11 protein-coding genes are annotated in these 11607 nt (G+C 75.4%); 3 read left to right on the forward strand and 8 right to left on the reverse strand.

Features of this window, described 5'->3' with window-relative positions; translation table 11 throughout:
- Positions 1–29: 29 nt before the first annotated feature.
- The 3 genes from ICW24_RS17770 (at position 30) to ICW24_RS17780 (ending at position 3760) form a co-directional block, all read left to right on the forward strand.
- Positions 30–1100 carry a 1-phosphofructokinase family hexose kinase gene (locus ICW24_RS17770; protein ID WP_226347065.1) on the forward strand — a complete coding sequence of 357 codons (1071 nt, stop codon included), beginning with the start codon at positions 30–32 and terminating at the stop codon, positions 1098–1100.
- A 102-nt stretch (positions 1101–1202) separates the two neighbouring features.
- Complete coding sequence (locus ICW24_RS17775; protein WP_226347066.1) at positions 1203–3377, forward strand: PTS fructose transporter subunit IIABC; 2175 nt, start codon at positions 1203–1205, stop codon at positions 3375–3377.
- A 116-nt stretch (positions 3378–3493) separates the two neighbouring features.
- On the forward strand, positions 3494–3760 hold the full coding sequence (locus ICW24_RS17780; protein ID WP_226347067.1) for an HPr family phosphocarrier protein: 267 nt from the start codon (positions 3494–3496) through the stop codon (positions 3758–3760).
- 254 nt (positions 3761–4014) lie between these two features.
- Here ICW24_RS17780 and ICW24_RS17785 read toward each other — a convergent pair whose 3' ends face one another.
- From ICW24_RS17785 to ICW24_RS17820, 8 genes are all read right to left on the reverse strand, one after another.
- The gene (locus ICW24_RS17785; protein ID WP_226347068.1) at positions 4015–4992 is read right to left on the reverse strand and encodes an acyltransferase family protein; all 978 of its coding nucleotides are present in this window, start codon (positions 4990–4992) and stop codon (positions 4015–4017) included.
- Positions 4993–5407: 415 nt separating this feature from the next.
- The gene (locus ICW24_RS17790; protein ID WP_226347069.1) at positions 5408–6319 is read right to left on the reverse strand and encodes an alpha/beta fold hydrolase; all 912 of its coding nucleotides are present in this window, start codon (positions 6317–6319) and stop codon (positions 5408–5410) included.
- 162 nt (positions 6320–6481) lie between these two features.
- The gene (locus tag ICW24_RS17795; protein WP_226347070.1) at positions 6482–7120 is read right to left on the reverse strand and encodes a hypothetical protein; all 639 of its coding nucleotides are present in this window, start codon (positions 7118–7120) and stop codon (positions 6482–6484) included.
- Positions 7121–7212: 92 nt separating this feature from the next.
- A complete protein-coding gene (locus ICW24_RS17800) occupies positions 7213–8541 on the reverse strand; it encodes a S1C family serine protease (protein ID WP_226347071.1) in 1329 nt (442 codons plus the stop codon).
- A 234-nt stretch (positions 8542–8775) separates the two neighbouring features.
- Positions 8776–9738 (reverse strand): NUDIX hydrolase, encoded by a 963-nt coding sequence (locus ICW24_RS17805; protein WP_226347072.1) that lies wholly within the window; start codon positions 9736–9738, stop codon positions 8776–8778.
- Complete coding sequence (locus ICW24_RS17810) at positions 9735–10532, reverse strand: purine-nucleoside phosphorylase (RefSeq protein ID WP_226347073.1); 798 nt, start codon at positions 10530–10532, stop codon at positions 9735–9737. The genes ICW24_RS17805 and ICW24_RS17810 overlap by 4 nt, the downstream gene beginning before the upstream one ends.
- Before the next feature lie 79 nt (positions 10533–10611).
- Positions 10612–10935, reverse strand: a complete 324-nt coding sequence (locus ICW24_RS17815; RefSeq protein WP_226347074.1) for a hypothetical protein — start codon at positions 10933–10935, stop codon at positions 10612–10614.
- A 399-nt stretch (positions 10936–11334) separates the two neighbouring features.
- Entirely contained in the window at positions 11335–11601 is a 267-nt protein-coding gene (locus ICW24_RS17820; RefSeq protein ID WP_226347075.1) for a hypothetical protein, read from the reverse strand.
- Positions 11602–11607: the final 6 nt, after the last annotated feature.

The following is an 11607-nucleotide window of genomic DNA, read 5'->3' on the forward strand; positions in this document are numbered from 1 at the left end:
CCCCGACCCGACACCCCGAAGGGCCACCCATGATCGTCACGTTCACCGCCAACCCGAGCCTCGACCGCACCGCGTCCGTCGGCGGCCCTCTGGTCCGCGGCGGCGTCCACCGCCTCTCCGGGGTGACCGTCGAGCCGGGGGGCAAGGGCGTCAACGTCGCTCGCGTCGTCCACCTCGCCGGGCGCGACGTCGTCGCGGTGCTGCCCGCGGCGCCGAGCGACCCGCTCCTCGCGGCGCTGACCGAGCTCGGGGTGGCTCACCGCGCCGTGCCGGTGCCCACCCTGGCCCGCACCAACCTCACCCTCACCGAGCCGGACGGCGAGACGACGAAGCTCAACGAGCCCGGCGCGCCGCTGTCGCCGGAGACGACCGACCGGCTGCTCGAGGCGCTCACGCAGGCCGCCCGCGGCGCGGAGTGGGTCGTGCTCTCGGGCTCGCTCCCGCCGGGGGCGCCGGCCGACTGGTACGCCACGCTGCTCGCCGCGGTCCGCGCCGGCGGGGCGAAGGTGGCCGTCGACACCTCCGACGCGCCGCTGCTCGCGCTCGCCGACGCCTTCCCGGCGGCGACGCCCGACCTGCTCAAGCCCAACGGCGAGGAGCTCGCCCAGCTCACCGGCGCCGACGGCGCGCGGCTCGAGGCGGGCGCGGCCCGCGGCGACCTGGGGCCCGTCGTCGAGGCGGCCGCCACGCTCGTGGGCCGCGGCGTGCCCGCCGTGCTCGCGACCCTCGGCGGGGCGGGAGCCGTGCTCGTCACCGCCGACGGCGCGTGGCACGCGACCCCGCCGCCCGTCGTGCCCCGCAGCACGGTGGGGGCCGGGGACTCGTCCGTGGCCGGCTACGTGCTCGCCGACCTCGACGGCCTCGACGCCCCCGGCCGCCTGCGCCGCGCCGTCGCCTACGGGTCCGCCGCCGCGGCCCTGCCCGGGACCGGCCTCCCCTCGCCGGCGGAGCTCGACGTCGACGGCGTCGTCGTCACCGCCCTGGCCGCAGCGGGCGGGCCGCAGCCCGGCGCCGCGTCCACGGCCGTCTCCGACACCTCGACCACGCTGACCGCTCCGCCCGCATCGACCCGCGAGGCCGCCGTTCCGCCGACCACCTGAGCCGGCGCCCCGACCGCCCGCCGCCGGGCCGACCGCCCGGTGCGGGCCCACCCCGATACCCGCTCACCCCGACCACCACCAGCCCCAGCACCAGGAGTTCACATGAGCGTGCCCGACGCGCACGAGCTGCCCCTCATCGAGCCGGATCTCGTCGCCCTCGACGCCGACCTCGGTGGCACCAAGGACGAGGTCATCGCCGCCCTCGCCGGCATGGTCGCCGCCGCCGACCGCGCGGAGGTCGACGGGCTCGTCGCCGACGCGATGGCCCGGGAGGGCAAGTCCGCCACGGGCCTGCCCGGCGGCTTCGCGATCCCGCACTGCCGCTCGGCGGCGGTGCGCACCGGCTCGCTCGGCTTCGCCCGCCTGTCCCGCCCCGTCGACTTCGGGGCCAAGGACGGCCCCGCCGACCTCGTCTTCCTCATCGCCGCCGCCGAGGGCGGCGGCGCCGACCACATGAAGCTGCTGACGAAGCTCGCCCGCGCGCTCGTCAAGAAGGACTTCCTCGCCGCCCTGCGCGCCGCGGGCAGCCGCGAGGAGATCGTCCGGCTCGTCTCCGACGTCGTGTCGCCCAAGCCCACCGAGGGCGCGGCCGGCGCGACGGCACCGGGCGCGACCGCCACGGGTACCGCCACGGGTGCGGCGACCGGTGCCACCGCGGCGACCGGCGCCACGGCCGCCCGCCCGGGCGACGACGCGCCGGGCGCCCAGCGCGGCCGCGACGCGGCGGGCGCCGCACCCGCGGCCGGATCGGACGCCTCGGCCGCCAAGCGCCGCATCGTCGCGATCACCGCGTGCCCGACCGGCATCGCCCACACGTACATGGCCGCCGACTCCCTCGTCGCCGCCGGTGAGGAGGCCGGGGTCGACGTCCAGGTCGAGACGCAGGGCAGCTCCGCGACGACCCCGTTCGCCGCCGACACCATCGCGAACGCCGACGCCGTCATCTTCGCCACCGACGTGGGCGTCAAGGGGCGGGAGCGGTTCGCCGGCAAGCCGGTCGTCGAGTCGGGCGTCAAGCGCGCCATCAACGAGCCGGCCGTCATGATCCGCGAGGCGCTGACCGTCGCGGACGACCCGAACGGGCGCCGCGTCCAGGGCGGCGACGCCGCGGCCGCCGCGTCGACCGGCGCGGCCGGCGCCGGGGGGCTGAGCTTCGGCGCCAAGGTCAAGCAGGTGCTCCTCACCGGCGTGAGCTACATGATCCCGTTCGTCGCGGCGGGCGGTCTGCTCATCGCCCTCGCGTTCCTCGTCGGCGGCTACCAGATCGTCGACGTCTCGGAGGACACCGTTCTCCAGCACAGCCTGTGGGACCTGCCCGCCGCCTACGGCGGCGCCGCGCCCCTCGCGGTGTACATCGGGTCGGTCCTGCACCAGCTCGGCGCGGCCGCCTTCGCGTTCCTCGTGCCCGCCCTCGCCGGCTACATCGCCTTCGGCATCGCCGACCGGCCCGGCATCGCCCCCGGCTTCACCGCCGGCGCGGTCGCCGTCCTCATCGGGGCGGGCTTCATCGGCGGCCTCCTCGGCGGTCTGCTCGCCGGCGTCGTCGCCTACTGGATCGCGAGCTTCGACGTGCCGCGCTGGCTGCGCGGGCTCATGCCGGTCGTCATCATCCCGCTCATCGCGTCACTCGTCGCCGGCGGGCTGCTCATGATCTTCGGCCTGCCGCTCAAGGCGATCAACGAGGGTCTGCAGGGCTGGCTCAGCGGCATGAGCGGCACCTCCGCGGTGCTCCTCGGCGTCGTGCTCGGCCTCATGATGTGCTTCGACCTCGGCGGTCCCGTCAACAAGGCGGCCTACGCGTTCGCCGCCGCCGGCCTGAACCAGAGCAACCCGGCCACCCTGCAGATCATGGCCGCCGTCATGGCCGCGGGCATGGTGCCGCCGTTCGCGATGGCGCTGGCCACGGTCGTGCGACGGAAGTGGTTCACGATCGCGGAGCGCGAGAACGGCACCGCGGCCTGGCTGCTCGGGGCGTCGTTCATCTCCGAGGGCGCCATCCCGTTCGCGGCGGCCGACCCGCTGCGCGTCATCCCGTCGATGATGGCCGGCGGCGCCGTGACCGGCGCGATCTCCATGGCGATCGGCGTGGACTCCCGCGCGCCCCACGGCGGGTTCTTCGTCTTCTTCGCGATCTCGCCGCTGTGGGGCTTCGTCCTCGCGATCGTCGCCGGCACCCTCGTGGCCTGCGCCTGCGTCCTCGCCGCGAAGGCGATCGGCCGCAACCGCACCGAGCCTTCCCCGGCCGACGCCGACGCCACCGTCGCGGCCCGGGCCTGAGCCCGGCGGCGTCCGGCAGAGCCCCACGGGCCCGACGACAGGCCCGGGCGGGCTCGCGGCCCGCGCGGCACCCACCCCTGATTGACTGTCCGCAACCCCCGAGAAAGGCAGGCATCATGCCCAGCAAGACCGTCACCGTCGGCTCCGCCGTCGGCCTGCACGCCCGTCCCGCCGCGATCGTCGCGGAGGCCGCCGAGAAGTACGACGCCGACATCGACCTCGTCCTCGAGGGCGGGGACGACGAGGCCGTCGACGCCGCCTCGGCGCTCATGATCATGACGCTCGGCGCCGAGAAGGGCGCCCGCCTCGTCGTCACCTCCGACGACCAGGCCGCCGTCGACGAGATCGCCGCGCTCATCGAGTCCGACCTCGACGCCGTCTGATCCACCCGCACGCCGACGCCGGCCCACCTCCGTCCGGAGGCGGGCCGGCGTTGTCGTCGGCGGGGGACTCGCCGGTCAGACGGAGCGGGCGCCGGATCGACGAACCATTCGGGCCGGGTCGATGACCCCGCCGCGTGAGGGGCCGATCGAAAGACGTTGCGCCGCAGCGACGTCGAGATCGGGGCACGGTCCGGCCCCTCGTCGACCCGGCCCGAATGGTTCTTCGACACCGAGCGCCGCGGTCCGCCGGCTCGTCAGCGGCCCAGGTTCTTCAGCGACAGGGCCGGCTTCTCGACGGCGTACCAGGAGGCCGCCGCCGCGAGGAGGGCGAGGGCGAGACCGAGCACGGTGAACAGCGGCCGCCCGAGGGCGGTGGCCCCGGCCGTGGCGAGCAGGGCGAGCACGGGCCAGTGGTAGACGTACAGGCCGTAGGAGAGGTCGGCGGGCGGCTCGTGCCGCAGCCAGGGCGTCCGCACCACGGCGTAGAGGCACAGGTAGGCGAAGGGCAGCGCGCCGAACGCGAGGTACTGGGTCGTCGTCGCGAGCGACACGGCGAGGGCCGCCGCGGCGAGGAGCAGCAGGCTGCGGCGCATCGGGATGCGGTCGGCGAAGACGTGCCCCAGGGCGCCCAGGCCGAACGCGAGGAAGAAGCGCAGGAAGAGGTCGCCCGGCAGGTCGAGGCCGGCCACCTCGCCCACCGCGACCACGAGACCGATGAGGGCGACCCCGAGCACGGGCACCCACCGGCGCCGGCGGAGGACGCCGAGCACGCCGAGGACCGCGATCCCGACGTAACACGTGGCCTCGTAGAAGAGGGTCCACAGCGCGCCGTTGACGACCCCGGGCGTGTACGTGCCCGACGGCAGTCCGCCCACCGACCAGTCGGTGACGAAGAGGAGGGCGTTGGCCGGGACGTAACTCAGGGTCGAGGGCGACCCGGTGAGGGCCGCGAGGGGGTCCCGGCCCTCGAGCCGTGCGAGGCCGGGCCCGACCGCGAGAGCGGTGACGAGCAGGCACACCCAGAACCCGGGCATGATCCGCAGGAAGCGGTGCCACGCGTACCGGCCCATCGACAGCCGCATGAGACTGCGCGTGACGAGGAACCCGCTGAGCACGAAGAACGCGTCGACGGCCATCGCCCCCACCTCGGTGGCCCCGAGGTGCGGCTGGGTGCCGAAGCCGATCGCGCCCGCGTGGGCGACGGCGACGATCACGGCGAGCAGGAGGCGCATGAGGCCGAGGCTGTTGGCGCGCGGGTCGAACTCGGCGGCCAGGGTGCCGGCCGGGGGTGCGGGGGCGTCGGCCGCGGTCGGGCGACGAGGGGATTCGGGGTGGGGCCCGCCCGTCGACGCCCCCCGCGGGGCGCGGTGGGGCGAGCCGGAGCCGGGCGGGCGCCGCCCGGACGCGGCCACCTGGACCGTGGCCGCAGTGCGACGCCGCCGTGCTGTCGCCGGTGCTGACGTCGCCATGGTGGTCCCCCTGTGCCGGTGCGTGACGGCCGGCCCCCGCCGGACGTCGACCTCCGTCGACCCGTGTCGACGGGACGACGGGCGAGGAGCGACGCCGGCAGGTCGGCGTCGTCGAGTCCTCGTCCCGTGGCGGCGACCATGACGCGACGTGAGGTTCGGTTCATAACCTAACGAAACGTCAGGGTTGGGGCAAGGCGGTGGGTGCTCCGGCGACGAGGAGAGCGAGGATCTCGGCGAGGACGTCGTCGGGACGCTCCTCGGGGAGGTAGTGGCCGCAGTCGAGGGCCCGGCCGCTGACCTGGTGCGCCCACCCGCGCCAGGCGTCGAGCGGCTCGAACCGCCCGACGACGCCGTGGGCGCCCCACAGCACCCGCAGCGGCACCGGGGTGCGCGCTCCGGCGGCGCGGTCCGCCTCGTCGTGCTCGAGGTCGATCCCCGCCGACGCCCGGTAGTCCTCGCAGATGCCGTGGGCCGTGCCCGGGGCGGCGAGGGCCTGCACGTAGGCGTCGACGACCTCGGGCGGGAACGGGGCGAGCCCCGCGTGACGCCCGCCGAGGACGCCCTCGACGTAGGCGCGGGGGTCGGCCGCCAGGAGTCGCTCCGGCAGGGGTTCGGGGCGGATGAGGAGGAACCAGTGGAAGTACGCGGTCGCGAAGGCGCGGTCCGTGGCGGCGTACATGAGGCTCGTCGGGGCGACGTCGAGCAGCAGGGCGGAGGTGAGGGCGTCCGGGTGGTCCAGCGCCAGGCGCGCCGCGACCCGGGCTCCGCGGTCGTGGGCGGCGACGAGGAAGCGGTCGTGGGCGAACGTCTGCATGAGGGCGACCATGTCCGCCGCCATCGTGCGTTTGGCGTAGGCGGCGTGGTCGCCGCCGCCGGCCGGCTTGCCCGAGGCGCCGTAGCCGCGCAGGTCGGCCGCGACGACGTCGGCGTGCTCCGCCAGCTCGTCGGCGAGGCGGTGCCAGATGAGATGCGTCTGCGGGTGGCCGTGCAGGAGCAGGACGGGCGGGAGCCCGGCGGGGCCCACGCTGCGGCGGCCGGCGATGCGCACCTCGCCGACGTCGACGTCGAACGGTTCGTAGCGTTCGAACACGCGCTCCTCCTCTCGCGGGACACCGACAGTCTGCCCTCCGGGCCGGGTGGGCGGACGTCTCCGCGGCCGCCGCATCCGGGAGCGCGACCGCGGGCGCAGTGTCCCGGCACGCGCCGACGGGGGCCCCGCGTGTGCGGGACCCCCGTCGTCATGCGGGACGCCTCAGGTCGACGAACCGGAGGTCGTCGGGGCCGGAGCCGGGCTGGTCTGCCCGCCCTGCTCGTTGCTCTCCTGCCCGGGCCGGGCCGGGCGGTCGCCCGCCTTGGCGTCGAGCATCCGGGTGATGCGCTCGTCGAGGCCGTCGGTGAACTCGGACGTCATCGCCGACTTCAGCGCCGCGGTCAGGGTGGCGCGGGACACCTTCTTCTCGTCCGCGATCTGCCCGAGCGACTTCGTCTGTAGCTCGGTCCGGAGCTGCTCGGCGGTGAGGCCGAGGGCCTTGGCCGCGGCGGCCTGCACGGCCTCCCCGCCGCGCATCCCCATCCCGCCACCCGGGCCGTGGCCGTGGCGCCCGCCGGGACCGCCGTGGCCACCGGGACCCTCGCCGTCGGCCGGCTTCAGCGCCGCGGCGACCTTGTCGGACTGGGCCTGGGTGAGGGTGCCGCTGCTGACGAGGCCCTTGAGGGCCGCCGCGAAGCGCTGGGCGGGTCCCTGGTCGGCCGCGGCGTCGGCCGATCCGGACGTCGACGACGTCGGGTTGGGGGTCGGCGTCGTCTCCGCGAGGGCCGGGACGGAGAACGCGATGCCGCCCGCGAGGCCCGCCCCCGCGAGGACGGTGGCGATGGTGTTCCTGGTCTTCATGCTCGCTCCTGAGGTGGTGTGGATGTCCTACGCCTTCACCATCGGCGGCGGTCCTGTGACCGGCGCTGACGCAGCTGTGGGGACGATGTGAATCAGCGGCTGCCGGAGCCGAGGGTCACGGCGACCTCGCTCGTCGCGCCCGCGGAGTCCATGAGGGTGAGGGTCACCTTCTGGCCCACGGCCAGGCCGCGGATGCGGCCGACGAGGCCGTCGGCGGAGTCGACGGGCCGGCCGTCCACGGCGGTGACGACCTGGCCGACCTTCAGCCCGGCCGACGCGGCAGGGCTGCCCGCGGTGACCGAGCGGATGCCGGCGCCGCTCACGGTGGCGCCGTCCGAGGCGACCTCCGCGTCGGCCACGCCGATGCCCACGGTCGCGTGCTTCGCCGATCCGGAGGAGATGAGCTGGCCCACGATGGTGCTCACCTCGCCGACGGGGATGGCGAAACCGATGCCGATGTTGCCCGACTCCTGCTGCGACCCGTACGGCGACTGTCCCGCCGAGAGCTGCGCGATCGAGGAGTTGATCCCCACGAGCCGGCCCGAGGCGTCGACGAGCGCGCCGCCGCTGTTGCCCGGGTTGATCGCGGCCGACGTCTGGATGGCGGCCGTGACGACCTCCCCGGAGCCGTTCGTGTCGGGGGCGAACGCGGAGTTCTCGTTCGCCGAGGCGACCTGCGTCGTCACGGGCCGGTCGAGCGCCGACACGATGCCCGTCGTCGCCGTCCCCGCGAGGCCGAGCGGGTTGCCGAGGGCCATGACGGGGTCGCCGACCGCGACCGAGCCGGCCGAGGCCCGGGTGACGGGCGTGAGGTCCTGCGGCGGATCGGTGAGGCGGATGACGGCGAGGTCGGTCGTCGGGTCGGTGCCCACGACCGTGGCCGCGTAGCTCTTCTGCGCGCCGATCCGCACCTCGATCTTCGCGCCCTGCCCCGCGCCCGCGACGACGTGGTTGTTCGTGACGATGTTGCCCTGCGCGTCCCAGACCACGCCCGACCCCTCGCCGCTGCCCTGCGCGGTGGTCACGCCGATGGCGACGACGCCGGGGGAGGTCGCGGCGGCCACCTTGCTCCAGTCGACGCCGCTGCCGGACGGCGACGCCCCGGCGGAGGTGAGCGCGGCGGCCGTGCCCGCGCTCGCGGTCGTGCCCGCACCGGTGGCCGGGTCGTCGGAGGTCACGGCCAGGGTCGTCCCCGTCGAGACGAGAGCGGCGATCGCGGCGGCCGCGACGAGCTCCGCCCAACGCCGGCCCCGCGGCCGGGCGGACCGGCCCGACGGCCCGGCGGGGGCAGCGGGATCGCGACCGTCGCTCGCCGAGGGGCCGAACGCGGTGCGGCCCCCGGTGACGGGGTCGGTGCCTTCGGGGTGGGTCGTGGTGGTGTCGGTGGCGCGGTGGGTGTCGCCGCGGAAGAGCGTGGCCATGGCTGTCGTCTCCTGCCGGATCGGGGTGGCGCGCAGGCGTGGCCGATCGGGTGGATCGGGCGGTGGGCGCCGATGGCTCCACCGTGACGACGGGAGCTGAGCCGGCCCTGTCCGGACGGCATGAGAGCCGTATGCGTTTCCTGTGAGGACGCTATGAGTGCCGGGGCGGTCCGCGGAGGTGCGGGAGATCGGAGGGCGGGGCGCGCGGGGCTCCCCGCGAGAGCCGGGGGTGCGTCAGTCGCGCGTCCACCGCACGCGCGGGTCGCGGCGGTACGCCTCGAGCAGGTGATCGGGCAACGCCCGCTCCGCCGTGTCGTCCCAGGCCAGGGCGATGCCCGCGAGGTCGAGCACCACGTCCAGCAGCTTGGCCGTGAACCCCCACACGAAGAGGTCTGGATTCTCTGTCGCGCTCACTGCGGCTCGCGAGCTCGCCTCCGTTCGCCGCTCTGGATTCTCTGTCGCGCTCACTGCGGCTCGCGAGCTCGCCTCCGTTCGCCGCTCTGGATTGTCTGTCGCGCTCACTGCGGCTCGCGAGCTCGCCTCCGTTCGCCGCTCTGGATTGTCTGTCGCGCTCACTGCGGCTCGCGAGCTCGCCTCCGTTCGCCGCTCTGGATTGTCTGTCGCGCTCACTGCGGCTCGCGAGCTCGCCTCCGTTCGCCGCTCTGAGACAGCGAAGCCGGGGCCCCGGTACCCCCGCGGCCCCACGACGGTGAAGCGGTGGGCGGGGTCGAGGAGCTCGTCGAGCGGGGCGCGCACGACGCGGGCGACCTCGCGGGGGTCGACGACGCCGATCGGGTGCGGCTCGCGCCACCACGCGAGGACGGGGGTGACCGCGGTGCCGCTCGGGCCGAGGAAGACCGACGGCAGGACGTCGACGACGTCGACGGTGTCGGGTCGGAGGCCGACCTCCTCGGCCGCCTCCCGCAGGGCCGCGTCGACGGGCCCGTCGTCCTCCGGGTCGACGTGGCCGCCCGGGAAGGCGACCTGGGCCGCGTGGGTGCGCAGGTTCGGGGCGCGCTCGGTGAGCACGACGTCCAGGCCCGTGCGCCCCGGCCGGTCGGCGTCCCCGAACAGGATGAGCACGGCCGACCGACGGGGCGGCCGGGGCGGCGGCTCGAAGTCGGTGAACCAGTCCGGCCGGTGGGTCTCGACGGCGGCGCGCAGCCCGCCGAGCCAGGCGGGGCGGGGGTCGGTCACAGCACCTCGAGCAGTCCGGTGACGAGGCGCTGCAGACGCGGCCCCGCCTCCTGGCCGGCCTCCTGCACGTCGTGGTGGTCGAGGGGGACGGGTGAGAGGCCCGCGGCGAGATTGGTGACCAGGGACAGCCCGAGCACCTCCATGCCGGCCTCGCGCGCGGCGATCGTCTCCAGCGTCGTCGACATGCCGACGAGGTCGCCGCCGAGGATGCCCGCCATGCGCACCTCGGCGGGCGTCTCGAACTGCGGGCCGTGGAACTGCACGTACACGCCCTCGCCCAGGCCGGGCTCGACGCGCCGCGCGAGGTCGCGCAGATCACGCGAGTAGGCCTCGCTGAGGTCGACGAAGCGGGCGCCCCGCAGCGGGGTCGCGCCCGTGAGGTTGAGGTGGTCGGCGATGAGGACGACCGTGCCGGGCGGCCGGTTCGGGTCGAGCCCGCCGCAGCCGTTCGTCAGCACGATCCGGCTCGCCCCCGCGGCCGCGGCGGTCCGCACGCCGTGGACGACGGCGTCGACCCCGCGACCCTCGTAGAGGTGGGTCCGGCCGGTGAAGATCGCGGCGACCCGTCCGCCCGGCGTGCGGACGGCGATGAGCCGGCCCCCGTGGCCCGGCACGACGGGAGCGCTGAACCCGGGCAGGTCGGCGAGCTCGCACGACGCGATCGGATCGAGGACCTCGGTGGCGGACGACCAGCCCGAACCGAGCACCAGGGCGACGTCGATGCGGTCGAGGCCGAGCCGCTCGCGCAGGCGGGCGGCGGCCTCTTCGGCGAGGTCGTAGGGGTTGTCGCTCATGCTCCGAACCCTACGACGCGCGACGGCCCGGCCGCCGCAGAGCGGGGCCGGGCCGGACGCGTCGCGAGGTGCCGGGTCGTCAGCGGGTGCGCGTCGTCGTGACGCAGACCTTGACGCCCTTGACGAGCTTCGCCGTGCGGCCCTTGGCGCACTTCTTGGCCTTGACGGCCGGGGCCTTGACGGACTTCTTGACGGTCGGCGCCTTCGCGGACACCGTGACGGCGGGCGCCTTCGTGACGGGCGCCTTGAGCGCGGGCGTCTCGGTCGCGAGCACGTACTTGGACGGGTCGAGGCCCGAGATCGTGGCGGCCGAGGCCGTGGCCGGCGCCGACAGGACGGCGGCGAGGCCGAGTGCAACGACGACGCCGCCCCCGCGGCGCGTGATGCCGGTGATGACTGACATGTGTGTTCCCCCCAGAACGTGTGGAGCCTCCCCAGGCTCCGTGCCCGCACCGAGTGGCGCGGTGATTCGATGGTGACATGTTCGGTCGTCCAAGTCGAACGATCGACCTGGACGTCGACGGTCCCGCGCGGGAGTGGGCGGACGCCGCCGAATCACATGTCTTGTGGCCTAACGGGACCCGACGGAACCGGTGCGTTCCGACGTTGTCGACATGCGGCCGGAGCCGGTGATCCCCGGCACGCCCGCCCCATCGACCGCCGCGCGCCCCTGGCTGAGTCGTCGGGCGTCGTGCCTGTGCGCAACGTTGCGCGGATCGTGTTCTCGCGCGCGCTCGTCGGGTGCGTCGGCGACGCCGGGACCGCCCCCGAGCCGGTCCCGGCGCGAACATCGGGAACGCGATCAGGCCGCGGTGACCGCGCGGAAGTGCACCTCGGGCCGGACGCGGGTGAGGCGGTCGGCGGCGGCGCGGGCCCCGTCGGTGGTGAGGTGCCACGACCACACTCCGGCGCGGTCGCTCATCTCGCTGATGGTCAGGACCACGCCGCGGTAGGCGCACGCCGCCGAACGGGTGTCGAGGACCCGCCCCTGCGGGTCGGTGATGGTGTGGACGACGGCGCCGTCGACGCGGTCGGTCGTGAGCGTGTAGTCGGTCGTGAGCGTGAACATGACGTC

It is taken from the genome of Agilicoccus flavus (assembly GCF_014857905.1).
GTDB lineage: Bacteria > Actinomycetota > Actinomycetes > Actinomycetales > Dermatophilaceae > Agilicoccus > Agilicoccus flavus.

Bases quoted from the DNA above. Each gene is read 5' to 3' on its own strand.
- ICW24_RS17770 (WP_226347065.1), top strand. From the start codon at position 30: ATGATCGTCACGTTCACCGCCAACCCGAGCCTCGACCGCACCGCGTCC.
- ICW24_RS17775 (WP_226347066.1), top strand. From the start codon at position 1,203: ATGAGCGTGCCCGACGCGCACGAGCTGCCCCTCATCGAGCCGGATCTC.
- ICW24_RS17780 (WP_226347067.1), top strand. From the start codon at position 3,494: ATGCCCAGCAAGACCGTCACCGTCGGCTCCGCCGTCGGCCTGCACGCC.
- ICW24_RS17785 (WP_226347068.1), bottom strand. From the start codon at position 4,992: ATGCGCCTCCTGCTCGCCGTGATCGTCGCCGTCGCCCACGCGGGCGCG.
- ICW24_RS17795 (WP_226347070.1), bottom strand. From the start codon at position 7,120: ATGAAGACCAGGAACACCATCGCCACCGTCCTCGCGGGGGCGGGCCTC.
- ICW24_RS17800 (WP_226347071.1), bottom strand. From the start codon at position 8,541: ATGGCCACGCTCTTCCGCGGCGACACCCACCGCGCCACCGACACCACC.
- ICW24_RS17810 (WP_226347073.1), bottom strand. From the start codon at position 10,532: ATGAGCGACAACCCCTACGACCTCGCCGAAGAGGCCGCCGCCCGCCTG.
- ICW24_RS17815 (WP_226347074.1), bottom strand. From the start codon at position 10,935: ATGTCAGTCATCACCGGCATCACGCGCCGCGGGGGCGGCGTCGTCGTT.
- ICW24_RS17820 (WP_226347075.1), bottom strand. From the start codon at position 11,601: ATGTTCACGCTCACGACCGACTACACGCTCACGACCGACCGCGTCGAC.